We start from the raw sequence: 24,831 nt of genomic DNA, 5'->3' as shown, positions 1-24,831 counted from the left end.
TCCGTTGTTGAATATGCCCTCAGTCTGGGCGATTCCCGGGGCATAGCATGTGCGTAAAGCGTCGTTGAGTTGACATGAAGCGACAGTCGCTGGTCTCGCCCTGCACTTGAGCGGGGGGCTAGACTGAGCGGAGACACCTCGAGAGGAGCGCGCGATGGGCAGGCGGGCTGAGCGGTGGCGTAGACCGGCGGTTCCGTCGTCGTTAGGGCGAGCGCTGGCGGGGCTAGCACTGGCAGGGCTTGCACTGATGGGACTGGTGCTAATGGGCACGATCGCAGGCTGCGCCACGCCCGTGACCCGTGAGGCGCGGGCCATCCTGCTGGTGCCCGGTGAGTCGCGGGACGGCTGGCTGGGGCCGGGCGTCGACGTCTACGCCTTCACCCTGGCGGCTCCGGCGCGGGTGATGCTCGAAAGCGAGACGCCGGCCAGTGGCTGGACCCTGGATCCCGACGCCACCTTGTTCGATGCCAAGGGGCGAGTGGTGGCTCGGGACTGGCGCAGCGGCGAGGGAGAGAACTTTCGCCTGGCCCGCCGGCTGACGGCGGGTCGCTGGTACCTGGAGGTCAGTGACGGCGGCGGTTGCACCTTCATGGCAGACGACTGCGAGGCCCATCGCCGCTATTCGGTGACTCTCGCGGTCGATCCCGCCTCGGCCAGCGCCGCGACGGCCAGCGATCAGAAGTAGGCGCTGGGCGCCTGCTCGGCGGGTTCTTGTGGCGCGATGGCCTCCTGGCACTGCCGTGCCGCCCGGTCCAGCGCGATGGCGGCCCCCGGCAGCTGGAAGGTCAGGTACCAGGGCTCGACGCCGTCATCGATCTGGACGCGCAGGGTGTCGCCGACATGCAGCTCGTGGAGCAGCCGATAGGGGGCGGCGGTGGTGAAGCTCACATAGGCGCCGCTATCGCCGCGCTCCTTGGCAAGCGTCGCCGGACCGCCGTGGGGCGTGGCCCGGTCGACGCGCAGGGCGCCGTCGGCGCTCAGCGTCTCGTCGCGGCTCGCGATCTCGCCCATCTCGACCCGCAGCTCCAGGTGCGGCCGACACTCGGGGGGCGCGAAGTCCACCGAGAAGGCCGTACCCGGCATGTCGTAGCCGTTGCTGGCGCGGTAGGTGCGTTCCTCCCCGAGCTTAAGCGTCATCGACTGCCAGTGGCCGGCCGCCTCGACGTCCTGCTGGTTGTACATCAGCGCCATGGCCGGTGTGGCCAGCCCGCCGGCGAGGCCCAGCGTCAGAGCCAGTGTGGCGCGCCTTCTTCCGTTCATTCTCGTCTCCCGTCGAGCTCGTCGGTAATCGATTGCGCGCCCAAGCATACGGCATCGCCCTGCGGCGCGGCAGCCCGTCGCGGTGCGGCCGAGGATCGATGAATCGGGGCCTGTCGGGGCATTGCCCTTAAAGCTTCTCTGCCCGCGGCCGATGGTCTGAGACGCCATACCCGCGAGTGCATCGTGCACGACGGAGTGAGCAGCAGGTTAGGTTTGTACAATAGCTATACTTAAATTAGTCTGTGTACAGAATAATGCTGCGTCCGGACAAGGGAGCTGTCCCCGGTGCCTGCGCTTTCTTCGACTCGCCAGACAGGAACTGCTCTGTGAAAACCATCTTTTCGTGGCTTCGGGGGACGACGATTCGTTCCCGCATGATCGCCGGCTTCGCCAGCGTCCTCCTGTTGATGGTCATTCTGACCGCGGAGGGCATTCGCCAGGTCAATCTGATCGATGACAGCCTGAAGGTCATCAACGACGTCAACAGCGTCAAGCAGCAGCACGCCATCGACTTCCGGGGCAGCGTTCACGATCGCGCCATCGCCGTGCGCGACGCGGTGCTGATCGATGAGGATGCCCGGCTGGCGCCGGTGCTCGCCGATATCGAGCGACTCGAGGGCAACTATCGCGAGGCCGCCGACGCGATGCAGGCGATCTTCGCCCAGCGTGACGACCTCACTGCCGATGAGCGCCAGGCCCTCAAGGACATCCAGGCGGTCGAGGCCACCACCATGCCGCTGATCGCCGAGGTGATCGAGCGCCGCCAGGCCGGCGATGCCGCTGGTGCTCAGCGGGTGCTGCTCGAGGAGGCCGCTCCGGCCTTCAGCCGCTGGCTCGAGACCATCAATGTCTTCATCACCCTGCAGGAGCGCCTCAACGAGACCGAGACCGGCTTCGCCCGGCAGATTGCCGAGAATTTCCAGATCACCATGCTGGTGCTGTGCCTCGGCGCCCTGGTGATCGGGGGGCTGGTGGCCAGCCTGCTGACCAATCTGCTGTTGCGCGAGTTCGGCGCCGAGCCCTATCGGGTCAAGGCCTTCGCCGAGGCGGTCGGACGTGGCGACCTGACGCGCCGGGTGACCCTCAAGCCCAAGTATCGGCGCAGCATCATGGCCTCCCAGGTGGCCATGGCCGAGCGGCTGCAGAAGACGGTACTGGAGGTGCGTCAGTCTGCCGAGTCGGTGGCCAGCAACAGCGAACAGATCGCCGAAGGCAACAACGAGCTGTCCGCGCGCACCGAACAGCAGGCCAGCTCGCTCGCCGAGACCGCCGCGGCCATGGAGGAGCTCGGCAGCACCGTCAAGCAGAACGCCGATAACGCCATGGAAGCTCGCCAGCAGGCCTCTAGTGCCTCGCAGGTCGCCGAGGAGGGTGGCGATGTGGTCGCCAGGGTGGTGCAGACCATGCGCGACATCGACGGTAGCTCCAACGAGGTGGCCGAGATCATCTCGATGATCGACGGTATCGCCTTCCAGACCAATATCCTGGCCCTCAATGCCTCCGTGGAGGCGGCCCGTGCCGGCGAGCACGGCCGGGGCTTCGCTGTGGTCGCCCAGGAAGTGCGCGAGCTGGCCAGCCGTTCCGCGGCGGCGGCCAAGGAGATCAATACCCTGATCACCGCCAACCGGGAGCGGGTCGAGCAGGGCACGGCGCTGGCCACCCAGGCCGGCAAGACCACCGAGCAGGTGGTGGAATCCGTGAAGCGGGTCACCGACCTGATGGAAGAGATCAGCAACGCCACCGCCGAGCAGAGCGACGGTGTGCAGCAGGCGGGCGAGGCGGTGACCCAGATGGATCAGGTCACCCAGCAGAATACGACCCTGGTGGAGGAAAGCGCCACGGCCTCCAAGAACCTCAAGGGCCGCGCCCACAAGCTGATGGAGCTGATGGCCGCCTTCCAGCTCGGCGATGTCCCGGCGAAGGCCGCCCGCGAGGCAGCGGAACGGGCCCTGCCGCCCGCCGCAGAGTACCGGGGAACGCCGGCGCCGCGGCGCCTCGCCAGCAGTGCACCCGAGCCGGAGTGGGAAGAGTTCTAGTAGAGTTCTAGTGAGGAGGGTCCTGGCGGACAGGTCCCGATGTGTGATCACGAAAAAGGCGACCGCCCTCGGGCGGTCGCCTTTTTCGTGCCGGGGCCTGTCTTACCGGGACCCTGGCGGGGCGACAGGCGCTCGTCATGGGGCAGCATTAGCATGGCCGCGAGGATGCACAATGCCGGTCATGCTGGTGCCGCCCCTCAGGCCATGGCGGCGTCGGGGGGCCGAGCGGCGTCGCTGGCCCGCCGGCGCTTGACCACCTCCCAGGCCTTTTCATGAAAGAAGTAGGCGACGGTGTTCACGGCCGGCTCGGTCAGGGCGATGACGCCGCCCAGCACCCAGCTGCCGGTCAGCAGGTAGGTCACCGTGAAGGCCACGGAGAAGTGGACGACGGCGAAGGTGGCGGTCTTGATCATGTCGGACTCTCCGATGAGGTTTTGGGTCAATATATGAGATTGATTCTCATTTTTAAAGGTGTCGGTGGTGATGGTTCTCATAGGGCCTGACTATGGTTAGTCCGTGACGGGAGCAAGGCAGTGGACAGGTCGGCGGCGATCGGCATACTGAGAAGAGTCAGGGACGCTGGAAACAGCAGGGATCTTCAGGGGAAAGCAAGCATGCGGGATATAACAACAAGGCGGCCCGCCACCCGGGTCGGGGCGGGGTATGGGATGTCGCGCTTCATGCTGGTTATGATGACGGCCATGGGGTTGATGCTGTGGGGCAGTCTGGCCCAGGCCGGCAATCCGCGTTATGCGGGTCTGGTCGCCGATGCCGCCAGCGGCGAGGTGGTCTATGCCGAACATGCCGAGGCACAGCGTTATCCGGCCTCGCTGACCAAGATGATGACCCTCTATCTGCTGTTCGAGGCCATCGAGCAGGGGCGGCTGGGACTCGACGACGCCCTGCCTGTGTCCGAGCACGCCGCCGCCATGCCGGCCTCGAAGCTGTGGCTCGAGCCCGGTGACAGCATCCTGGTGCGGGAGGTGATTCCGGCGCTGGTGGTGCGCTCGGCCAACGACGTCGCCGTGGTGGTGGCCGAGGCCCTGGGAGGGAGCGAGACCGCCTTCGCCCAGCTGATGACGGCCCGGGCGCGGGCCATGGGGTTGGGCAAGACCCGTTTCCGCAACGCCTCCGGCCTGCCCGACGCGGGTCAGGTCACCACCGCCCGGGACATGGGCACCCTGGCCGTGGCACTGATGCGGGACTTCCCCAGCTACTATGGCGAGTTCTCGCGAACCGAGTTCGTGTTTCGCGGCAAGCGCCACCGCGGCCACAATCGCTTGCTCGATCAGTATGCCGGGGCGGATGGCCTCAAGACCGGCTTCATCCGCGCCTCCGGTTTCAATGTCGCCACCTCTGCCGTGCGCGACGGACGGCGCCTGATCGCCGTGGTGATGGGCGGCTTCACCTCCCGCTCCCGGGATGCCCACATGGCCGACCTGCTCGATCGCGGCTTCGCTCGCCTTGGCCTGCGGGAGCGCAGCGACTGGCTGGCGGATACCGATATCTCCGGAGCCATCGCCTCGCTGCCGCCGCTGGCCGTCGATCCGCACGGTTCCACCATGCCGGCCCTGCTGGCCTCGGTGGCGGCCGAGCCGGCGGTCAGCCTGACCGCCGGCTCGACGGACCCGATCCGTGCCCTGATGGAGCGCAACGCCCAGGGCGACGGTGGTGGCACCTGGGCACTGAGAGTCGCCGAAGGGTCGCCGCGCTAGGCGGAGAACGCCCTCACATTATGAGGCATCACGCGAAAGCCCCGCCGTGTGCAGACACACACGGCGGGGCTTTCGTTTATGTGGCGTCTTATATGGTGTGGTTGCCGGCGGATGGCGCCAGGGGGATGGCCCAGGCGCCTGCGGCACTGTCAGAGCAGGAGTGCCAGCACCATCAGGGTGCCGAGGCTCGCCAGGGTCAGTTGCAGCAGTTCCTCGGCGAAGATCGGGCAGAACGGGCAGAGGAGACCCCGATGACGCACCTCGCGGCAGATCACGGCGCAGCCCACACCCAGCAGGGCGATCAGGGTCGGGTCGATCAGGAACAGGCCCTGGTGAGGCACGGCGACCAGCAGCACCAGGCAGGCGAGGCCCAGGCCGATGGGGGTGGGCAGCGACGGGGTAAAGAGGGAGGTGAGTTGCCAGGGGTTATTGTTGGAGATGGCATATGCGGACATGAGACGGCCCCTCAGATGGCATGTCAGGAAAGCGTCCAGAATGAACGAGCTCAGACTATAACAACCATCTTAAGACAGCCTTATGTCAGCAAAGCGCCGGACTGGCATCCTCTGGCAGGGTAATTCTCACCCTCAGGCCGCCGCCCGGTGCCTCCTCCAGGGTCAGCTCTCCCGCGTGGCGCTCCACCAGCCGGTCGACGATGGACAGCCCCAGGCCCGCCCCGGCGCCGGGACCGGCACGATGGAAGCGCTCGATCACCTGCCGGCGTTCGGCCGCGGGAATGCCCGGCCCCTGATCGTCGACGGTCAACCGGTAGCGCCCGGCCTCGGCGCCGAGGCTCACCCGCACGGTGGTGCCCGACGGGGCATGTTGCAGGGCATTGCCGACCAGATTCTGGATCAGGGTATCGACGCAGCCGGGCTCGGTGGTGAGTGGCCAGTCCCGGGCCTCGTCGGCCTCGAGCGCCAGCTCGATCCCCGCTTCGCCGGCCAGCGGCGTGAGCTTGGCCAGGGCCTCGCGAGTCTCGCCGAGCAGGTCGACGCGTCGGCGCGGATGATCGGCGTCCTGATCCGGGTCGAGTCGAGCGAGCATCAGCAGCTGGGAGACCAGTCGGGTGGCGCGCTCGACGCCGGCCTGCAGCTGATCCAGCGACTCCTGGCGGTCGCCGGGATCGGTGGCATCGCGAGCATTCTGCGCATGCAGGCCGAGCACGGCCAGTGGCGTTCGCAGCTCGTGGGCGGCATCGGCGATGAAGCGCTTCTCTCGGGTACGCAGGCCGCGAATCTGTTCGAGCAGCCGGTTCAGCGCGCCGGTGATGGGGGCGAGTTCCCGGGGCAAGGGGGCGAGCATCAGTGGCTTGAGGTTGTGCGGGTCCCGTTCCCGGATCTGCTGCGCCATGCGTGACAGCGGTCTGAGCCCCCAGCCGATCGCCCACCACAGCAGCAGGGCCAGCACTGGCAGCCCGATCAGGTCGGGAAGCAGGGTGCGCAGGGCGATCAGGGTCACCAGCTCGCCTCGTACATCCTCCCGCTCCGCCACCACCACCCTGAGCCCCGGCGATCCAGGGGCGTCGGCAGCGGTGAGGGCGAAGATGCGCCATGCGAAGTCGCCGATCTCGGCGCTGCCGTAGCCGTCGCGACTCGCTTCCAGCGGCGATCTCGGGGCCCGCGCCGAGCGCAGCAGCAGCCGGTCCCGCTGCCAGACCTGGAACACCAGCTTGCTCTCGTAGCGGTGCCCGGCGACGCTCATGTCGGCGTTGTCCGCCTGGGCCAGGGCACGGTCCAGGCTATCGAGCAGCCCGGCGCGTTGCTCCCTGGCCAGAGGCGCCTGCATCAGCCCCTGAATCAGCCGGGCGTTCTGCGCCAGGCGGGCGTCGAACAGCTCCTCGACCTCGTGGGTGGCATCCCGATAGCTGGTCAGGCCGATCACCAGCATGCTGACGGCGAATACCAGCAGTACCAGGCCGAGGGTGCGGCGGCGAATCGAGGTCATGAGGCGCTGCCACTTGGACGGTCGCCGGGCTTGTCGAGCACATAGCCGATGCCGCGCACGGTGCGGATCAGGCTCGGGAACAGCTTGCGGCGCAGGTGGTGAACATGCACCTCGATGGCATTGCTTTCCACGTCCTCGTCCCAGCCGTAGACCAGGCTGGCCAGGGTGTCGCGGGTGAAGACGCGCCCCGGATGACTGAGAAACTCCTGTAGCAGGGTGAACTCTCGCCGGGAGAGGTTGATCGGCTCGCCCTGGTAGCTGACCCGATGCTCGGCGGTGTCGAGGCGGATGCCGTGGAGCTCCAGGGCACTGCTCAGCTGGCCGTGGCTGCGCCGCAGCAGCGCCCGCAGGCGCGCCTTGAGTTCGGCGACCTCGAAGGGCTTGACCAGGTAGTCGTCGGCCCCGGCATCCAGGCCGTTGATGCGATCCTCGATGCCGTCCCGGGCAGTCAGTACCAGCACAGGCACCGGGTTGTCGCGTTCACGCAATTGCTTGAGCAGGCTGATGCCGTCGAGCCGGGGCAGGCCCAGATCGAGGATCACCACGTCGAAGGGCTCGCCATTGTGGAGAGTGGCCAGCGCCGAGCGGCCATCGCCCAGCACATCGACGGTGTAGTGTTCGGATTTCAGCGCCAGGCGAATGCCCGAGGCCAGGCTGGGGTCGTCCTCGACCAGCAGTACTCGCATGCGTGTTCCCTGTAGATACCGTGAAGCGGTCTGGCGATCCGCGCCTCCCGCCTGGGTGAGTGTCATCAGTCTACGGCAGCCGGTCGAGCAAGGCCTGGATCTCCTCGCGACGGCCGCGATCGGCGAGCTCGCGGCCGGGGCGGGCCGGCGCGTCGAGAGCCCTGAGCAGTGCCTGTCGGGCCTCGGCATCTCGGCCCTGCTGATGAAGATAATCGCCCCAGAAGTACAGGCTGTCGATCCCGTCCGGGTTGAACTTCAGCGCCTGGCGCAGGTGCCATTCGGCCTTGTCGTCGTCACCGAAGGCCAGTGGCCAGCCCGGCACCTGGTAGTACAGCGCCCCGAGGCTCGTGTAGGCCGAGCCCTCGAGGGCGGTCGGGTCCAGGTCCAGGGCGGTCTCCAGATCGTCGCGGGCGGCCTTGACCAGCGACAGGGCACCGAGCCCGCCCTTGGCGCCGGCCTCGGTGGAGCGCACGATGCCGGCCCAGATGTGCAGCTCGGCCGCCTCGGGGTAGTGGGCGAGATAACCGTCGGCCTCCTGTTCCAGCGTCTCGAATGCCTTGGCCTGAGCGTCGTCCGCCAGCCGATAGTGGATCTCGGCCCAGCGCTGCTGGAGCGCCTGCACGGCCTCCTCCACGTCAGGCTCCATGGCCAGGGCGGGCAGGCTTGAAAGGGCCAGCAGGCTGGCGGACCAGGCGGCGAGGGCAGTGGCGCGAGCGGCGGTTTGCAGGCCACGGCGAGCCTGCGCTCGAGGCGGGAGGGTCTTGGTACTCATGGCGTCTTCCTCAGGGCTTGCCGACGAAGCGGCGAATGATCGGCAGCTGGCGATGCAGGGCGCGATCGACCACCCGCGGCACGATGGCATTGAGTCGCACGAAGAGGCCTTCGGGGAAGCCCAGCTGGGTCTCTTCGCGCTGTCCTTCGATGGCGCTGCGGACGGCTTTCGCCACCCGCTCCGGGGTGTCCATGGTGGTGCCCAGCGCCTCGTTCATGGCTTCCACTTCGGGGCTGTTCATGGCGGTGCGGGTCGCGCGCGGGGCGACATACAGCACCCGCACCCGGGTGTCGGCCAGTTCACGGCGCAGCGCCTGGGAAAAGCCGCGCATCGCGAACTTGGTGGCGCAGTAGGTGGCCTGCGACGGATAGCCGATGGCGCCGAAGGTCGAACCCACATTGACCAGCTGACCCTGACGAGCCGCCATCAGCTGCGGCAGCAGCTGATGAATCAGCTGCAGGGTGGCGGTCAGGTTGACGTCGATCAGCTCGGCGATGCTGTCGTCGGCCTCGTTCTCGAACAGGCCGACATGGTTGATGCCGGCGGCGTTGATCAGCACGTTGCAGTCGGCACGCCGCGCTGCCTCGACCAGGCGAGCCCGGGCATCGGCGTCGGTCAGGTCGGCGGCCATCACGTGGATGTGCTCGGGGTGCTCGGCCACCAGCGCGGAGAGGGCCGCCTCGTTGCGTCCGCTGGCGAGGATCTGAGCGCCGGTGGCTGCCAGTTCCTTGACCAGGGCGCGGCCGATGCCGCCGCTGGCGCCGGTGACCAGGATGCGCTGCGCCGGCCAGCCGCCCTCGAGGGTGGGCTTCCTGAACCCGGGCAGCTTAGGCCAGGGCAACTTGGACCAGGACAACTTAGGAAAGGGCATCGGCGAGCTCCCGGGTGACATCGCCGCCGCCGCAGGTCGCCTCGACGCCGCGGAACATGGCGCCGTACAGGCGGTAGACCATGGCGGCGGTGTCGATCACCGCCGCCAGGTCGTCCTCGTCGAGGCGCTCGATCAGCGACTCGAAGAAGGCCATGTGGCCGATATCCAGGCTGCCGTGAGAGAGCAGGTAGCGAAAGGCCTCCTTGGGCAGGCCAAGGTGCTGCTGCAGCGCCTCGGCGGCCTGAGTGGCCAGCGCAGTACTGGTGCCTTCCAGCACCAGCACCATGCCGAAGAAACCGACCGGGTTGTCATGGGCGATCACATCGCGCACATGGCCGACCATCAGCCGGGTGGCCGGCGCCGGGGTGGCGGCCACCACGGCCTCGGGATCGCCGCCGGCCACACGAATATCATCGAGGATCCACTGCTCGTGGCCGTGTTCCTCGTCGATGTACTCGACCAGGGCATCGCGCAGCCAGCCCTTGTGGGCGGGCAGACGGGCGCCGCAGGCCATCATCAACGGCACGGTGAAACGCACGTGGTGATAGGCCTGGCCGAGGAAGGCCAGGTATTCCGCGTGACTGACCTCGCCGCGCTGGGCCCGCTGCAGGAGTGGAATGGCCAGCATGGCCTCGCGTTCGGTCTGCGTCTCGGCGAGTAGGCGTTGGTAGGCGCTCATGAGGCGGCTCCAGTGGTAGAGGGCGATGAGGGAGAAGGCGAAGCGGTCGACGATGACGTCGGCATGGCCGTTGAGTCGGCCTCGGCCGTCAGCCAGTCGCGGTAGGACGCGAGCACGGCTCCGCGGCGTAGCCGGCCATTGGCGGTGAGCTGGTCATTGGCCGGGGTAAAGGGGGCCGCGCGTCGCCAGGCGTGAACCCGGGCATAGTCGGGCAGCCGGGCATTGGCCGCGGAGATGGCCGCGTTCAGGGTGGCATCGTCGGCGCCGGGATACCGGGGCACGATCAGCGCCCGGTTGTGATCCAGCGCCTCGCCGTGCACCAGGGCCTGGGCGATCACCGGCTGCAGCACGAGCTCCGCTTCGACCCACTGGGGGGCGACGTTGCGGCCGTAGGCGGTGATGAAGACCTCGTGGCGGCGACCGTCGAGATGGAGCCGCTCGCCCTCCGGGCCCGGTTCGAGGCGGCCCAGATCACCGCTTGCATGCCAGGCGCCGGCGGGCGGCTCGCCCAGATAGCCGAGCATGGTCGCACCGCGGATCTCGACCTCGCCGGCCTCGGACAGGCGCACCTCAGCATGGGGCAGCGGGCGGCCGACGCCACGAGCCGATTCGCCGGGGCGGTTCAGGCACACCACCGAGGCGCACTCCGAGAGCCCGTAGCCCTCGAAGACCGGCCAGCCAGCCTCTCCTGCACGCGAGAGCAGCGCCGGGGCGAGGCGGGCGCCGCCCACGGCGACGAAGGACAGGCACTCGGGGGCCTTGGGCGCCACCGCCAGCAGGGCCTGCAGCAGCTGCGGCACGAGGATCAGGCTCTGGGGCTTCACGGCCTCGATGATGGCCATCGCGGTGCGCGGGCAGAAGCCGCTGGCGCCCTGCCAGCCGAGCGTCGCGGTGTCCGGAAGGTGGCAGCCGGCGCCGAGCCATAGCGGCACATAGAGCCCGCCGATGTTCTCGAGCAGGGTCGCCAGGGGCAGCATGGCCAGGTGACGGCGGATGCCGAGGGGCGTGACGATCGCGGCGATGCTCTCGGCGACCCGCAGCATGGCCGCGCTATCCAGACACACGCCCTTGGGGGCGCCACTGGTGCCGGAGGTGAAGGTGATCTTGGCGGTGCCCGGGTGCATCTTGGGAGGCTTGCTGACCGCTTGGGTGGCGATGGCGCCATCGGCGCTCGACGCGAAGCCGAGTGATGCCGCCTCATCGGCCGCGCCGATCCAGGCATCCAGCCCTGCGCTTGCCACCAGGTGCTGGCGCTGGGCGGCCGAGAAGAAGCCCGGTACCGGCACCGCGACCCGCTCGTCGCGGAGCAGGGCGAGGTCCCACAGCGCCCAGTCGAGGCCGTTGTCCAGCGCCAGGCCGACGCGCTGGGCTCCTGACGCCGCCAGCCGCGCACGGCGGCGATCCACCTCGGCGAGCAGTTCGCCAAAGCTCAGTCGGCCCCGGCCGTCCTCCAGGGCGATGCGCCCGGGATGGTGCGCGGCATGGGCCGCCAGCGCCAGGAAGAACCGCTCATGCTCAGCGGACATGGGCGTTCTCCTCGGCCTGGGACGGCAACAGGCCCTGGGAGGCGAGCTGGGCATGGGCCAGCGTCAGCGAGCCGCCCATCACCCAGGGCACGAGATCATAGTAGCGGCCCCAGGCCGCCCGACTGGCTGGTGGCAGGCACGCCGGGTCGGCCAGCGCCAGGGGGCTCGCGGACAGCCCCAAGCGGCGAAAGCCGTTGCGCACCGCCGGGGTGGCGGTGAAGACCAGCCAGGCGTGGCCTTCGTCGTACAGCTGTTCGATCAGGTGCAGGATCAGGGGACGATAGAGCCCCGGGCGGGCACAGGCCAGGTTGCCGATCTCGACGATGCCGTCGCGGGATACCGGCTGACCGAAGGCCTCGTCGAGGAGCGCCTCGATGGGGCGATCCAGGTAGGTCTCGAGGAACAGGGTACCCACATCGGCGCTCTGGGCGCCGACCGCGGCCTGGGGGCACTCGCCCTGCCAGAGCCCGGCGAGGCGCGGCAGAAAGTGGCTGATGCGTGCCCCATGGTCGCTGGCGAAGCGCTCGCCGATCAGGCGCTCGAGCGCCGCCTGCTGGCGCCGGTTCTCGGCAAGCTGCCAGGCCAGCGGCGCCGCGGCCGGCGAGTCGGCGGCATCGAGGGGGAAAAAGGGGAGAGACACGCCGGGGCGGCGGGCATCGGGCAGGATGCGTGCGTCGGGCTGGACATGGATGTCGGGCTGAACGTGGGAGCAGGGCATCGGGGTCGCCTCCAGGAGCTTCCCCGATAGTGTGGTCAGGCTGGCTTAACGCCGGCTTAAGGCAGACCGCGATGCCTGTCTTTTCTGCTCAGCAGCGGATATAGGCCCAGCCCGCGACCTGGTGCTCGGCGAGGGTCACCACGGCCGCTTCGACTTCGCCAAGGCCCGCCGTGTTCTCGAGTCCCTGGGCCGCCAGCGAATTGCGGCACAGCCGCAGCAGCGGGTCGGTGGCCGCATCGGGCGTCTCCAGTGCCGCCGCCACGCCGCCGCCGTTGGCAACGATCAGCACTTCGGTGTCGGGGCGTGCGGCCAGCAGGTTGACGGCATTGCGCCGGGCCCGAGTCAGGGCGCCGGGGGTGGGGGCGTGCAGCAGCACTTTTAGCGTCGACATGGTGAGACTCCTGATCCTGTGGAAAACGTGAGGCGGGTGCCTTGGACGCGCCGGGGCCGGTAAGACAGGGCCGGTAAGACAGGGCCGGTCAGGCGGATGCCGCCGCCGGGGCTTGCCGGGAACCGATCAGGCGCTCGATGGCCTGTACGGACTCGGCGAAGCCGGGGTGCTCGCGCCTTTCCTCAAGGGGCAGCGCGATGTCGATCAGGTCTGCCACGCCGGCGGGGCCATCATTCTGTCCATCACCCTGGCCACCGCCCAGCACCAGCACCCGGTCGGCCAGCAGCACGGCCTCCTCGATGTCGTGGGTGACGAAGACGATCGCCGCCTCGCTGCGGCGGCGCAGGTCGCCGAGCTCGGTCTGCAGGCGGCGGCGGGTGATGGCATCCAGCGCCGAGAAGGGCTCGTCCATGAACAGCACTCGGGGCCGCACCGCCAGGGCGCGGGCGATGCCCACCCGTTGCTGCTGGCCGCCGGAGAGGGTATGCGGCCAACGCTCGGCGTAGCCGTCGAGCCCGACCAGGGAGAGAGGTTCGAGGGCGCGTTCACGGCGCTGAGCCTTCGACAGTGCCAGGCCCTCGAGGCCCAGCTCGACGTTGGCGCGCACCCGGCGCCAGGGGAAGAGCCTGGGGGCCTGGAAGACCATCGACCAGGCGCGGGTATCGGCGCTGTTGCCTGCGGGAATCTCGACCCGGCCCCGGCGGGGCGCGATCAGCCCGGCCAGGGCGCGCAGCAGGGTCGACTTGCCGACCCCGGAGGCGCCGACCACGGCGACGAACTCCCGGGGTGCGACGTCGAGATCGACACCATCGAGGATGGTGGTGCCATCGAAGCCGAGGCTGACGCCTCGCGCGCTGAGCACGGCAGAGGGGTCGGTGTTCGTCGAGGGAGAGTCGCTCAGGGTTGCCACCGCAGCATCCTCCGTTGCAGGACCATGAAGAGCGCATCAAACAGCGCATAGAGCCCGGCGATGGTCAGCATGTAGACCACCACGATGTCGGTGGCCAGGAGGCCCGAGGCCTCCATCATGCGCTGGCCGATGCCGGGAATGCCGAACAGCTCGGCGGCGACCACCGTCATCCAGCCCTGGCCGAGGCCGGCCCGCAGGCCGCCGAGGATGCCCGGCGCCGCGGCCGGCAGGCTGACCTTGGCCAGGCGATCCACGAAGCGCGTCTGGCCGAAGGCGATGGCGACCTCGTCATAGCCCGGGTCCACGGCGCGAACCGCGCTGTAGCTGGTGAAGTAATTGATCCAGAACACGCCGATGCTGATGATGAAGGCGGCCGCGGTGGGATTGACGCCGAACCAGATGATGGCGAACGGAATCCAGGCCAGTGGCGGGATCGGGCGCAGCAGCCGGGCGAGCCAGGCGTGCAGGGCATTGAAGGTCGGTGCCAGGGCGGCCCCGACGCCGACCGCGATGCCCAGCAGCGAGCCGATCGCCACACCGACGCCGTAGTGCGACAGGCTGGAGCGCACCACCTCGAACCAGATGCCGTCGGCGATCTCCGCCCAGAAGACGCCGGGAATGCCCGACGGCAGCGGCACCAGGTTGCCCGGCAGCAGGCCGGCGCGCAGGCTCGCCTCCCACAGGGCGATGAAGCCTGAGAGCCCCAGGGCGCTGATCAGCAGACGGCGGGGGCGCGACAGGCCACTCACGGCGCGTCGGTCTCGGCGTCGTTGCCCTTGGCCAGTGCGGCGCTGGCCGCGTCATACAGGCCGGTGTCGAACAGCGCCTCGATATCCACCGACTGGCGCAGGGTGCCGTTATCGAGTTGGAAGTCGCGCATCACCCGGGTCGCCTCGAGGATCGCGTGCGGATCGCTCAGGTAGTTGGACGACGGCGAGCGCAGGGCGGCCTCGACGGTTGACAGCGGCACCAGGCGCTTGCCGACGAACTCGCGAACGTGGGGTGCGGCGCGCTCGGGATCGTCGAGGAGCATCTCGGTGGCGCGGATGTGCAGCGTCATCAGCCGCTGCATGGCCTCGGGGGCATCCGCGAGCACGCTCTCCCGGGCGGCCAGCACGGCGCCGGGCTGGTTGGGCAGCATGTCGCCGCCGCGGGCGACGACGCGGGCGCTGGCGTCGCGTTCCTGCACCGTGGTCAGGATCGGCTCGAGGATCGAGGCGGCATCCACGGCGCCGGCCAGCAGCGCCTGCTGGACCCGGTCGGCGCCCATGGCGACGATGTCCACGCTATCCAGCGAGATGCCCAGTTGCTGAGTCAGGTAGTAACGCAGCACGGTGTCCGGCACCGAGCCCTTGGGGAAGGTGGCGATCTTGGGCTTGCGGCCCTGGGTCTCGGTGAAGCGGGCGATGGCCTCCTGGGCGGTGGCGTTCTCGAACGCGCCGGCGAAGTCGCCGCGGGCCACCAGGCCGATCTGCTCCTTGATACTGGCGGCGAGCACCTTGATCGGCACGCCGTTGGCGCGGGCCACCATGGCGGGACCGATGCCGAAGTACATGACATCCAGCTCGCCGGATGCCAGCGCCTGAACCATGGCCGGGCCGCTGGAGAAACGGGTCAGCTCCAGCTCGAGGCCCGTCTCTTCGGTCCAGCCTTCGCCTTCCATGACGAACAGCTGCGCGACCGGCAGGATCGGCATGTAACCGACCTGCAGGGTAGTGATGTCATCCTGATCTTGGGAAGGGGCCTGAGCCTGGGCCAGGCCGGGCAGGGCCAGCAGGGCAAGGGCCAGGGCGCGCAGTTGGCGGGTGAGGCGAAACATGAGCAGTCTCCGCAAGGCGTGGGATGGCCGCCGATCATATCGGCTGAGTCCTTGGGTCGGAAAGTTCTGGTAAAACGATTTACTTATAACCTTATGGACGACAAAGGCCGCCGCCCCGGGAGGGCGACGGCCTTGGCCTGATGGTCGGCGCAGAGGCCCGGGCGGGCCCGGGGCACGCCTCAGCCCTTGTTGGGCTGCTTGGTGACGCGCAGGTAGGGCTTCTGCTCATCCCAGCCCTGCGGGAAGAGGGTCTTGGCCTCCTCGTTGCTGATCGCGGGCACGATGATGCAGTCATCGCCGTCGCGCCAGTTGACCGGCGTGGCCACCTTGTAGCCGTCGGTCAGCTGCAGGCTGTCGATCACCCGCAGGATCTCGTCGAAGTTGCGCCCGGTGCTGGCCGGGTAGGTTAGGGTCAGGCGCAGCTTCTTGTTGGGGTCGATGATGAAGACACTGCGCACCGTCAGGGTGTCGTTGGCGTTGGGGTGGATCATGCCGTACAGGTCGCTGACCTTGCGGTCGGCATCGGCCAGCAGCGGGAAGTTCAGCGCCTGCCCCTGAGTCTCCTGGATGTCGCCGACCCAGGCCTTGTGATCCTCGAGGGGATCCACCGATAGGCCGATCGCCTTGACGTTACGCTTGTCGAACTCGGGCTTGAGGCGCGAGACCTCGCCAAGCTCGGTGGTGCAGACCGGCGTGAAGTCCTTCGGGTGCGAGAACAGGATCACCCAGTTGTCGCCGGCCCACTCGTGGAAGTGGATCGGGCCATCGGTGCTGTCCTGGGTGAAGTCCGGGGCGATATCGCCAAGTTGCAGGGCCATGCTGTCCTCCTTGTTAGCAGATGAACATCTGATGATGTCTCCTTCCTCTATATCAGGACGAGGCGGCCCGGAAACAAGGCACCTGGATAAGCCGATTTCCCATAAGCTTATGTGCTAACAGATAGCCAGACGCGGGCGTCGCCTCAGGGCGCCGGCGCGGCGGCGCCCAGGAAGCGCTCCTGCCAGTAGTCCAGCTCGAGGGCGGTGGTAGTGACCGCCCGCCCGCGCCCCGGCGCATGGATCATGCGGCCGTCGCCGGCATAGATGCCCACATGGCTGGCGCGGCTGCCGCGGCCGAAGAACAGAAGATCCCCGGGGCGCGCGGCCTCGATGGGAGGCAGGGCCCGATACTGGGCATCGGCGGTGCGCGGCACCCTGAGCCCCGCGGCGCGGTAGCTGACCAGTACCAGCCCCGAGCAGTCGAGTCCGCCGGACGAGGCGCCGCCCCAGCGATAGGGGGTGCCGAGGGCCTCTCGCGCCTGGTCGAGCACCAGCAGCCGCTCGATGGAAAGCCCGGCGGCATGATCATCGGTGGCGAGCCTGGGGCCGGCGCAGCCGGCGAGCAGCGTCACGGTCGCCAATACGAGCGACAGGGCCGCCCGTCGCCGCGGCCGTGCCTGGCGGAGCCGGGACGGCGCGTGCCGGGCGTGTCTGAAGAGCGAGGCGATGGGCATCATGGCGAGGGTCCCGAGCCTGGGGCGGATGCGTGGCAAGAGGCCGAGGCCTTGAAAAGCACCGGCCTCAGGCGCATCTATCTGACCATAGCACACCGTATACGACCGCAATGGAGGTCTCATGAGCTTTACCGGAGAACAGCATCCCGGCGTCCAGGCACCGACCGCCGAATCCCAGGGCTTTCGCCTCAACCACACCATGCTGCGGGTCAAGGATCCGGCGAAGTCGCTGGCCTTCTATACCCGGGTGTTCGGCATGCGCGTGCTGCGCAAGCTGGACTTCGAGGAGCTGGGTTTCTCGCTGTACTTCCTGGCGCGGCTCGAGGACGGCGACCGGGTGCCCGAGAATACCGGCGAGCGCACCGTCTGGACCTTCAGCCAGAAGGGCCTGCTCGAGCTGACCCACAACTGGGGCACCGAGGACCAGGAAGACTTCGCCTACCACGACGGCAACGCCGAGCCCCAGGGCTTCGGCCACATCTGCTTCTCGGTGCCGGACCTGGACGCCGCGGAGGCCTGGTTCGATGCCAACGAGGTCGAGTTCATCAAGCGCTCCGATCAGGGCAAGATGAAGGACGTGGTCTTCGTCAAGGACGTCGACGGCTACTGGATCGAGATCGTCGAGGCCGCGCGCCTGGCCAGCATCGGCGATTGAGGCGGTGACCGATCGGCATGGGGGCCGCGTCGTGCGCGGCCCTCCGCCCCTCCAACGCTCCGGCTGGTCCGGGGCGTTTATTCTTTTAACGGTAGAGGTGCGTAGCGTATTGGCGAACCCATTCATGGCATGACCTGCCAAGGATCATCCCCTTGAACAATGCTAACCGTCCCATGACTCGCATCCTCGCCGGCGGCCTCGTGGCCGCTCCGCTGGCGCTGCTGCCGGCCGTCGCCTCCGCCGCCGAGAGCGCCGAGATCCGCTTCGCGACACCGTCCTGGCCGGGCGTCACCGTCAAGACTCAGCTCACCGCCGAGCTGCTCACCGCCCTGGGCTACGAGACCAGCCAGCAGGAAGTCGGTGCCACCATCGCCTATGAGGCCCTGAACCTGGGTGAGGTCGACGCCTTCATGGCGGCCTGGCTCCCTGCTCAGGGGCCGATGTACGAGGCCTCGATCGAGAAGGACACCCTGGTCGACCTGGGCAACAACGTCGATGGCGCGCGCCTCGGCCTGGCCGTGCCGCGCTACGTGGCCGAGGCCGGTCTGACGTCCCTCGAAGATCTGGACAAGGACGAGTTCGCCGAGAAGCTTGGCCGCGAGATCTACTCCATCGAGGTGGGCTCGGGCATGAGCGAGACCCTCAACGGTGGCATCGACAACGACACCTATGGCCTGGGTGACTGGACGCCGGTGGAGACCTCCACGCCGGGCATGCTGAGTGCCGTCAACAACGCCATCAACAACAACGAGTGGATCGTCTTCGCGGGTTGGACGCCGCACTGGATGAACATCGAATACGACGTGGTCTATCTCGATGATCCCCAGGACATGTGGGGGCCGAATGGCGGCAGCAGTGACGTCCGCACCCTGCTCAGCAAGACATACTCCGAGTCGCATCCCAATGCGACGCGCCTGCTCGATCAGGTGACCTTCAGCGCCGATGACCAGAGCGCCATGATCTACGAGTACAGCTATAACGAGCGTGATTCGGAGGAAGTCGCGATCGAGTGGATCAAACAGCACCCGGAGCGCGTCGAGGCCTTTGCCGAGGGCGTGACCACCATCGACGGCGAGCCGGCCTGGCCCGCCCTGCAGAAGGCCTTCGGCCTCTGAGTCGACGCCTGACGCAAGTGCGATATGGCATGAAAAAGGCCGCCTACGGGCGGCCTTTTTCGTGTCTGGCTGTTTCGTATCTGGCTTGTTTGGCCTGTTCGGTCGGCCTATGAGTGGCGAGCGGTCCAGCCGCCGAGAAGGTATCAGCGAAAGGCGATACGGGTGCCGTAGGTCAGCATTTCCTCGGCGGTGATGGCCTTGCTGGGAACGCCGATCATCTCGTCACCGCACTGATCGGCCCAGGTCAGCACGCCATGGGTGAGGCCCAGTGCGCTCATCAGGTCGCGGATCTCGCCGGTGCCCTTGAAGGTGCAGACGTTGCCTGCAGCATCGACCAGGCTCGACATGCCGTTGGCGTGGTGGAAGCGCACCGAGTAGATGCCGTCCATGGAGATGACCTCGACGATCGGGGACATGCCCTCGGCGAGGGCGTGGGAGAGACTGGTGATGGTGAACTGTGTCTCGGGGGCGGGGTAGTCGTGGGTGGAAGCGTCGGCGGCAATCATGGCGGAGGTCTCCAGTACAGGTTTGTACAATTAATGTAGAATCTTTCTTGCACCTGTCCAGCCCTTTTCCTCCCCTTCAATCCGCGATTTATCGGTATGTCGGCACGGTGGTCTGGAGCGCAAGGCGCCACGACTTCTTGCTGGGTGTATAGGTCTTGTCCGCGAAGGTCGGCGCCACCTAGTAACCGGTCATCTCCAGGTAGCCCTCTCCGGCGGGCTGGCCGTCGGGAGTCGTCACCGTCACCGCTCCCTCCCAGTAGGGCACCCGGGTGGCCATCCAGCGCTCTGGATGATGTGCCGCGATCGTCAGGTCGAGCCCCTGGCCTGGCACCTCGAGACGCCAGCGGGTGGGCAGCCGCCGGTCGGCTACCGCGCTCTCGCTGAGCGGGGTCAGTGAAAGCGCGTCTGGGCCGAGCGGCGTGACGGTGCCGTCCGGGGTGATGAAGCTGCCGGACAGGTAATCGTGCGCTCCCTCTCCCTCTCCCTCTCCCTCTGGCTCGCCGCCGCGCAGGCGAAAGGCCATCAGCTTGGCGCCATCGGCGAGGTGCAGCGAGAGCCAGTCCCAGCCCAGCTGGGCCTCCCCCAGTAGCTGGCTGCTCCATTCCCGGTCGAGCCAGGCGCGGCCGCTGACGCGGTGGGTGGCGCCGTTGAGGGTCACCTGGCCGTCGACCCGGTAGAAGGGCTGGCTGTAATAGTAGGAGCCCTGGCCATCGACGGCCTTCTGGCTGAAACCGGCCTCGCCGTGGGCGACCAGCGGGCCCTCGGCGCTCAGCGTCAGCCGATAGCCGGTGCTGTCATTCAGCTTGGCGGTAACGCTCAGCTGGCTCAGGGCATCGGCGTCGGCGGGGGCCGTGCCGGTCAGCTGCCAGTCGTCGATCCAGGCCGAGAAGGGCTCAGCGCGCACCCCCGCTGGGCCGGCGAGGCCCTCGGGCGCGCCGCTGGCCAGGCGCTCGGCGACCACATGGCGCGGGCCCCGGGAGACGGCGGCGTGAGCCATCCACAGCTGGCTCGAGGCCCAGGGGTTGGTCGCGATCGTCGTGCTGGCCTCCTCGCGGGTTTCTTCTCTAACAGCAGGCGGCGCCAGTGCCTGGCGAAACAGCGTCCACTGCACGCCAAGCGCCTGGCCGTGCTCGTCACGCAGGTTGGCGGTGAGGTACCACCATTCGGTGCGAAAGGCGGGATGGGCGCCATGATCCTCGGGGAAGCGTAGCCCCCGGCCGGGCCTTGCCGCGGCGAAGCCCTCGGCGTCGCGACCCAGGCCCGCGAAGCCGGTGTCCTGGCCTGGGGGCGAACGCAGGAACGATGAGGTCAGCAGCCCGATCCCCAGGGCTAGCCCCAGCAGCGCGACGAGGCTCAGGCGTACGACGCGTTTCGCACCACGGTGGCAGATCGGCGGATAGCGGCTCATGAGGCGGCGAACTCCTCGAGCAACTGACGCGGTGGCGCACGCCACAGCCGCCAGGCGGGCAGCGCCGCGGCCAGCAGGGCCACTAGCACGGCGAGCCCCAGGGCTTGTGCCCAGGCCGCGGGGAAGACATGCAGCGGCAGTCGCCAGCCGAAGGCGGCGACATTGATCTCGGCTATTAAGGCCCAGTTCAGCGCCAGCCCCAGCGGCAGGGCCAGCAGCGCCGTGGCCAGCGCCAGGCCGCCGAGCTGCGCGAGGGTCACACCGAGCAGGGTGGTGCGGGTCAGGCCCAGCGCCCACAGCGGCGCCAGCCGGGCGCGGCGCTCCCGGGCCTGGGCGAGCAGGCCGGTGAAGAGCGCGAGCGCGGCGACGCCGAGCGTCAGGCCGGTCAGCGCCCGGGTCACGGCGAAGGTGCGCTCGAAGACCTGGCGGGCCTGACGATGCAGGGTGCGCTGGTCGATCAGCGATGGTGTTGGTGCCTCGCCCGCCGCCGGCAGAGGACTGGTCAGTGCCTGGCGCAGGGCGGCCTCGTCGGCCGTCGCGAGCCCCGGCTCGAGCACCAGACCCAGCGAGCCTGGCGGGGCCGCGAAGCGGGTGATCAGGCGCTCGACCGTCAGGGTCACCTCGCCCCGGGAGTTGCCATAGTCGGGGTAGATGCCCACCACCCGAGTGGTGAACGGCTCGCCGGGGCTTGTGAGGGTCAACAGGTCGCCCGGGGCCAGACCGGTGGCGATCGCCAGCTGCTCGTTGATCAGCGCCTCGCCTTCGCGCAGTGACTGCCAGGCCGCCGCTCGGTCGTCGTTCAGGGTCGCCAGCAGCGGCCAGCTTTCCATCAGCGCCGGGTCGGGCGTGATGCCCTGCAGGGCCACCGGACGCTCGCCATCGGTGCGGATCAGGCGTGTCTCGGCCTCGCGACGCTCGAGCAGCGTGGCGATGTCAGGGCGCGCCTCGAGCCAGTCGCGCCAGGCGTCATGGGTCGCCGGCGGCGGGCGCAGGTAGAGATCGGCGACCAGGCGCTGGTCGAGCCAGTCGAGGAAAGTCAGGCGAAAGCCGCCGACCATGCCGGCGACGCCGAGGTTGGTGGAAAGCGCCAGCAGCAGCGCCATCATCGCGAGCTGCAATCGGGGCAGCTGCAGTTGCAAGTCGGCCAGCGCCCAGTGGATCAGGGTGGCTCTGGGAGACGTGGCGTTCAGCGCCCGTTTGAGGCCTTCGAGGGCCGCGCCCAGCAGCACCGGCAGGCTCAGCGCGCTGCCGGCGAGCGCCAGCGCCACCATGGCGAAAGCGGTGATCAAGCGCGGTGTGCCGGGAGGCGTCGGCCAGGCCCACAGCGCCAGGGCCGAAAGCCAGGCCAGGGCGGCGAGCCCCGCCTGGCGCCTGTGCCGGCGGCGAAGGTTCGCGCGGGAAGGGCGGGCGTGACCGAGGGTGAGAATATCCAGCCGAGCGGTGCGCCACAGCATCCCCAGGCCCGCGGTCGCCAGGCCGCCCAGGGTGATGGCGAGGCTGCCGGCCCAGAAATGCCAGGGCAGCGACAGGGTGGCCCCGACTGGGGCCGAGAAGAGCGCCTCGAGGCTCGCCGCCACGTCCGGCAGGAGGACGCTGGCCAGCCACAGTCCGGCGAGAATGCCGGGCAGGGTGCCGGCCAGCCCCAGCAGTATCAGCTCGGCCGCCAGCAGGACGACCAGGGTACGCCCCGGCACACCCAGGGCGCGCAGGGTACGCAACAGCCCCAGACGCTGCTCCAGGGCGAGACCCAGGGCGGCATGCACGATCAGAAGCCCCACCACCAGCGCCAGCAGCCCAAGGGCCGTCAGGTTGAGATGAAAGCTCTCGCTGAGCTGGCCGGGCGACAACGTCCGGGCCGCGGGCACCCGCCGATAGGCCTCGGGTAGTGGCGATGTGGCCCCCGGAGCCAGCAGCAGGGTATCGATTCGGTGGCCGCGTTCGAGCAGGTCGGCTGCGCTGGTGATCTCCAGCACCAGGGTGCCGGGGGGCAGCTGGGCGTCGATGACCAGCGGCGGCAGCCGCGCGCCGCTTTCGGGGAGGAGCCGGTCTCCGGGGGCGGCCTCGAGGGCGGCCAGGGTCTCGGGGGCGAGACGGGCCTGGCCGGGAGGCGTGAGCAGCCCGAGGACGCCGCCGTCGGCCGTACCGGGTGCCGTACCGGATGCCGTACCGGGTGTCGCGCCAGACGCTGCGCCCAGCCCATTCGCCGGCAGGCTCAGCGGGTCGATGCCCAGCATGTCGAGGCGCGTTCCGCCGGCGAGTGTCAGCGTGCCCTCGAGCAGCGGCGAGACCGGCAGGCCGGCCCGGCGCAGAGTGGCGAAGTCGGCATAGTCGAGGGGAGCGCCGTCGCGGCGTTCCAGGCGCTCGAGGGTCGGGGAGAGCAGGGCCTCGGCCCGGTCGTAGCTGTCCCGGGCCGAGGCATTGATCGCCTGCACGCCACTCCACAGGGCGCTGGCCACCCACAGGCCGACCAGCAGCATGGCCAGCTGGCCCGGGTGGCGGCGGTAGTGGGAGAGTAGCGTGACCAGCGCAGTGCGCGCCATCGCCAGGCGAGGGGAGCCAAGCCCGTCCATCAGCGGGCCTCCTCGACCAGCAGCCGGCCATGGGAAAGGCTCAACCGCCTCTCCAGGCGGCTCGCCACCCGCGCGCTGTGGGTGACCATCAGCAGCGCGCAGTCGCTGTCGCGGATAAGCTCCAGCAGTAGCGTCAGTACCGTCTCGGCGCTGGTCTCATCCAGGTTGCCGGTGGGTTCATCTGCGAGCAGCAGCGCCGGTCGTCCGGCCAGGGCGCGGCCGATGGCGAGGCGCTGTTGCTGGCCACCGGAGAGCTGTTCGGGGTAGCGGTCGGCCATCTCGGCAAGCCCCAGCCGCGTGAGCAGTTCCTGGCTCCAGGCCGGGGCCTCGCGGTTTGCCAGCCGCGCCTGCAGGGTCAGGTTGTCGGCGACGGTCAGGCTCGGCACCAGATGGAACTGCTGGAACACGAGTCCCAGGCGGTTGCGGCGCAGGGCGGCGCGCTCGGCCTCGCGGGCGGTGGAGAGGCGCTGGCCATCGAGGGTGATCTCGCCGCCATCGGGGGTGTCGAGGCCGGCGGCCAGGTGCAGCAGGGTCGACTTGCCGCTGCCGGACTCGCCCATCAGCGCCAGGCTCGCCCCGGCGGCGAGGGTGAGGTCGACGCCGTCGAGCACCGACAGGGGGCCCTGCGGGGTGGCATAGGCCTTGCGGATATCGCGCATCTCGAGCATGTCGTCTCCGGGCGAGCGGTGATGCTGGCTCTGACAGCATCCCACAAAAAAGGCGCCCCCCGCAGGGAGCGCCCGAGACGACCGAGATTCAACGCTCAGTGGTCGTGGTGATCGTGCTCGTGTCCATGGTCGTGCGCCTCGTGGTGTCCCGGCTGCGCCAGGGCCTCATGCAGCACCCGGGCGTTGTGGCGCATCATGCCGAGATAGCTCGAGGCCTCGCCCTCGGCGGCCAGGGAGCCGGAATAGAGGGTGCCGGCGATCGGCAGGCCGGTCTCCTCGGCGAGCTGCTCGAGAGTCGCGGTGCTGGTCATGCTCTCGTGGAACAGCGCGCTGACGCCCTGCTCGCGAATGACGTCGATCAGCCGGGCCATGTCGGCCGCCGAGGGCTCGGCCTCGGTGGAGAGCCCGGTGGGCGCCAGGAAGCGGATGCCGTAGGCGTTGGCGAAGTACTCGAAGGCGACGTGGCCGGTGATCACGCTGCTGTCGGCGGGCACCTCGGCCAGCAGGGCATGGATCTCCTCGTCCAGGGCGGTGATGGCCTCACCATAGGCGCGGGCGTTGGTGCGGTAGGCCTCTTCATGCGCCGGGTCGGCGGCGATCAGGCCGTCGCGGATGTTGGCGACATAGGTGGCGGCGTTGGTCAGGTCCTGCCAGGCGTGGGGGTCCTGAGGGCCATGGTCGTGACCTTCATGGTCGTCGTGACCGTCGTGACCTGCATGGCCCTGATGGGGTTCATGGCCCAGCGCGGCGATGCCTTCGCTGGCCACGATCCGGGCGCCGTCGTAGTCGCTGGCCTCGATCAGGCGCTCCATCCAGCCCTCGTAGTTCAGGCCGTTGAAGACCACCAGGTCGGCCCGGGAGACCGCGCGGGCCTCGGTGGGGCTCGGCGAGAACATGTGCGGGTCGCTGTCGGGGCCGACCAGGGACGTGACCGTGACGTGTTCGCCGCCGACCCGCTCGACCATGTCGGCGAGCACGCTGAAGCTGGCGACCACCTCGATGGGCTCGTTGGCCTGGAGCGGGGCGCTGGTGACGGCGGCGGCGAGGCCGGCGGTGGCGAGGGTCAGTCGGAAGGCGTGGCGCATGT

General features: G+C 68.9%; 26 protein-coding genes. 5 read left to right on the top strand and 21 right to left on the bottom strand.

The window, feature by feature from the left end; all coding sequences use genetic code 11:
• The first annotated feature begins 262 nt into the window (after positions 1 to 262).
• The gene (locus tag IEJ03_RS15090; protein WP_192035614.1) at positions 263 to 685 is read left to right on the top strand and encodes a hypothetical protein; all 423 of its coding nucleotides are present in this window, start codon (positions 263 to 265) and stop codon (positions 683 to 685) included.
• Here the strand turns inward: IEJ03_RS15090 and IEJ03_RS15085 are convergent.
• Positions 676 to 1,260: a hypothetical protein gene (locus IEJ03_RS15085; RefSeq protein ID WP_192035613.1), complete on the bottom strand. Its 585-nt coding sequence runs from the start codon at positions 1,258 to 1,260 to the stop codon at positions 676 to 678. The genes IEJ03_RS15090 and IEJ03_RS15085 overlap by 10 nt on opposite strands.
• Before the next feature lie 254 nt (positions 1,261 to 1,514).
• Between IEJ03_RS15085 and IEJ03_RS15080 the strand changes: the two genes are divergently transcribed.
• The gene (locus IEJ03_RS15080) at positions 1,515 to 3,296 is read left to right on the top strand and encodes a methyl-accepting chemotaxis protein (protein WP_192035612.1); all 1,782 of its coding nucleotides are present in this window, start codon (positions 1,515 to 1,517) and stop codon (positions 3,294 to 3,296) included.
• A 197-nt stretch (positions 3,297 to 3,493) separates the two neighbouring features.
• On the opposite strand, the gene IEJ03_RS15075 is transcribed toward IEJ03_RS15080, so the two are convergent.
• Positions 3,494 to 3,709 (bottom strand): DUF2061 domain-containing protein, encoded by a 216-nt coding sequence (locus tag IEJ03_RS15075; protein WP_192035611.1) that lies wholly within the window; start codon positions 3,707 to 3,709, stop codon positions 3,494 to 3,496.
• A 267-nt stretch (positions 3,710 to 3,976) separates the two neighbouring features.
• On the opposite strand from IEJ03_RS15075, the gene IEJ03_RS15070 reads away from it, so the two are divergent.
• Entirely contained in the window at positions 3,977 to 5,011 is a 1,035-nt protein-coding gene (locus tag IEJ03_RS15070) for a D-alanyl-D-alanine carboxypeptidase family protein (RefSeq protein WP_347400984.1), read from the top strand.
• A gap of 149 nt (positions 5,012 to 5,160) precedes the next feature.
• On the opposite strand, the gene IEJ03_RS15065 is transcribed toward IEJ03_RS15070, so the two are convergent.
• From IEJ03_RS15065 to IEJ03_RS15000, 14 genes are all read right to left on the bottom strand, one after another.
• Positions 5,161 to 5,466, bottom strand: coding sequence for a hypothetical protein (locus tag IEJ03_RS15065; RefSeq protein ID WP_192035610.1), 306 nt, complete (start codon positions 5,464 to 5,466; stop codon positions 5,161 to 5,163).
• 85 nt (positions 5,467 to 5,551) lie between these two features.
• Positions 5,552 to 6,958, bottom strand: a complete 1,407-nt coding sequence (locus tag IEJ03_RS15060) for an ATP-binding protein (RefSeq protein WP_192035609.1) — start codon at positions 6,956 to 6,958, stop codon at positions 5,552 to 5,554.
• A complete protein-coding gene (locus IEJ03_RS15055; RefSeq protein ID WP_192035608.1) occupies positions 6,955 to 7,644 on the bottom strand; it encodes a response regulator transcription factor in 690 nt (229 codons plus the stop codon). The genes IEJ03_RS15060 and IEJ03_RS15055 overlap by 4 nt, the downstream gene beginning before the upstream one ends.
• Before the next feature lie 70 nt (positions 7,645 to 7,714).
• Positions 7,715 to 8,416, bottom strand: a complete 702-nt coding sequence (locus tag IEJ03_RS15050; RefSeq protein ID WP_202884381.1) for a hypothetical protein — start codon at positions 8,414 to 8,416, stop codon at positions 7,715 to 7,717.
• Positions 8,417 to 8,426: 10 nt separating this feature from the next.
• Positions 8,427 to 9,287 carry an SDR family oxidoreductase gene (locus tag IEJ03_RS15045; protein ID WP_192035607.1) on the bottom strand — a complete coding sequence of 287 codons (861 nt, stop codon included), beginning with the start codon at positions 9,285 to 9,287 and terminating at the stop codon, positions 8,427 to 8,429.
• A complete protein-coding gene (locus IEJ03_RS15040; protein ID WP_192035606.1) occupies positions 9,274 to 9,966 on the bottom strand; it encodes an iron-containing redox enzyme family protein in 693 nt (230 codons plus the stop codon). The genes IEJ03_RS15045 and IEJ03_RS15040 overlap by 14 nt, the downstream gene beginning before the upstream one ends.
• On the bottom strand, positions 9,963 to 11,492 hold the full coding sequence (locus IEJ03_RS15035; protein ID WP_192035605.1) for an AMP-binding protein: 1,530 nt from the start codon (positions 11,490 to 11,492) through the stop codon (positions 9,963 to 9,965). The genes IEJ03_RS15040 and IEJ03_RS15035 overlap by 4 nt, the downstream gene beginning before the upstream one ends.
• The gene (locus IEJ03_RS15030) at positions 11,482 to 12,210 is read right to left on the bottom strand and encodes a thermostable hemolysin (RefSeq protein ID WP_192035604.1); all 729 of its coding nucleotides are present in this window, start codon (positions 12,208 to 12,210) and stop codon (positions 11,482 to 11,484) included. The genes IEJ03_RS15035 and IEJ03_RS15030 overlap by 11 nt, the downstream gene beginning before the upstream one ends.
• Before the next feature lie 88 nt (positions 12,211 to 12,298).
• On the bottom strand, positions 12,299 to 12,601 hold the full coding sequence (locus IEJ03_RS15025; protein ID WP_192035603.1) for a hypothetical protein: 303 nt from the start codon (positions 12,599 to 12,601) through the stop codon (positions 12,299 to 12,301).
• An 88-nt stretch (positions 12,602 to 12,689) separates the two neighbouring features.
• The gene (locus tag IEJ03_RS15020) at positions 12,690 to 13,511 is read right to left on the bottom strand and encodes an ABC transporter ATP-binding protein (protein ID WP_242457998.1); all 822 of its coding nucleotides are present in this window, start codon (positions 13,509 to 13,511) and stop codon (positions 12,690 to 12,692) included.
• A complete protein-coding gene (locus tag IEJ03_RS15015) occupies positions 13,499 to 14,260 on the bottom strand; it encodes an ABC transporter permease (protein ID WP_242457997.1) in 762 nt (253 codons plus the stop codon). The genes IEJ03_RS15020 and IEJ03_RS15015 overlap by 13 nt, the downstream gene beginning before the upstream one ends.
• The gene (locus tag IEJ03_RS15010) at positions 14,257 to 15,330 is read right to left on the bottom strand and encodes an ABC transporter substrate-binding protein (RefSeq protein ID WP_192035602.1); all 1,074 of its coding nucleotides are present in this window, start codon (positions 15,328 to 15,330) and stop codon (positions 14,257 to 14,259) included. The genes IEJ03_RS15015 and IEJ03_RS15010 overlap by 4 nt, the downstream gene beginning before the upstream one ends.
• A gap of 179 nt (positions 15,331 to 15,509) precedes the next feature.
• Positions 15,510 to 16,148, bottom strand: a complete 639-nt coding sequence (locus IEJ03_RS15005) for a peroxiredoxin (protein ID WP_192035601.1) — start codon at positions 16,146 to 16,148, stop codon at positions 15,510 to 15,512.
• Between the two features lie 143 nt (positions 16,149 to 16,291).
• A complete protein-coding gene (locus IEJ03_RS15000) occupies positions 16,292 to 16,825 on the bottom strand; it encodes a C40 family peptidase (RefSeq protein ID WP_242457996.1) in 534 nt (177 codons plus the stop codon).
• A 118-nt stretch (positions 16,826 to 16,943) separates the two neighbouring features.
• Between IEJ03_RS15000 and gloA the strand changes: the two genes are divergently transcribed.
• Complete coding sequence (gene gloA / locus IEJ03_RS14995) at positions 16,944 to 17,477, top strand: lactoylglutathione lyase (protein ID WP_192035600.1); 534 nt, start codon at positions 16,944 to 16,946, stop codon at positions 17,475 to 17,477.
• 152 nt (positions 17,478 to 17,629) lie between these two features.
• A complete protein-coding gene (locus IEJ03_RS14990) occupies positions 17,630 to 18,592 on the top strand; it encodes an ABC transporter substrate-binding protein (protein ID WP_242457995.1) in 963 nt (320 codons plus the stop codon).
• A 143-nt stretch (positions 18,593 to 18,735) separates the two neighbouring features.
• Here IEJ03_RS14990 and IEJ03_RS14985 read toward each other — a convergent pair whose 3' ends face one another.
• The 5 genes from IEJ03_RS14985 to IEJ03_RS14965 all read right to left on the bottom strand — a co-directional run bounded on the left by IEJ03_RS14985 (position 18,736) and on the right by IEJ03_RS14965 (position 24,829).
• The gene (locus tag IEJ03_RS14985; RefSeq protein WP_192035599.1) at positions 18,736 to 19,098 is read right to left on the bottom strand and encodes a DUF6482 family protein; all 363 of its coding nucleotides are present in this window, start codon (positions 19,096 to 19,098) and stop codon (positions 18,736 to 18,738) included.
• Positions 19,099 to 19,276: 178 nt separating this feature from the next.
• Positions 19,277 to 20,506 carry a lipocalin-like domain-containing protein gene (locus tag IEJ03_RS14980; RefSeq protein WP_192035598.1) on the bottom strand — a complete coding sequence of 410 codons (1,230 nt, stop codon included), beginning with the start codon at positions 20,504 to 20,506 and terminating at the stop codon, positions 19,277 to 19,279.
• A complete protein-coding gene (locus tag IEJ03_RS14975; RefSeq protein WP_242457994.1) occupies positions 20,503 to 23,076 on the bottom strand; it encodes an ABC transporter permease in 2,574 nt (857 codons plus the stop codon). The genes IEJ03_RS14980 and IEJ03_RS14975 overlap by 4 nt, the downstream gene beginning before the upstream one ends.
• A complete protein-coding gene (locus IEJ03_RS14970) occupies positions 23,076 to 23,744 on the bottom strand; it encodes an ABC transporter ATP-binding protein (protein ID WP_192035597.1) in 669 nt (222 codons plus the stop codon). The genes IEJ03_RS14975 and IEJ03_RS14970 overlap by 1 nt, the downstream gene beginning before the upstream one ends.
• A 95-nt stretch (positions 23,745 to 23,839) precedes the next feature.
• On the bottom strand, positions 23,840 to 24,829 hold the full coding sequence (locus IEJ03_RS14965) for a zinc ABC transporter substrate-binding protein (RefSeq protein WP_192035596.1): 990 nt from the start codon (positions 24,827 to 24,829) through the stop codon (positions 23,840 to 23,842).
• Positions 24,830 to 24,831: the final 2 nt, after the last annotated feature.

The organism is Halomonas sp. YLGW01, from assembly GCF_014840935.1.
Taxonomy (GTDB): domain Bacteria; phylum Pseudomonadota; class Gammaproteobacteria; order Pseudomonadales; family Halomonadaceae; genus Onishia.
This window is presented reverse-complemented; position numbering and strand designations above follow the sequence as displayed.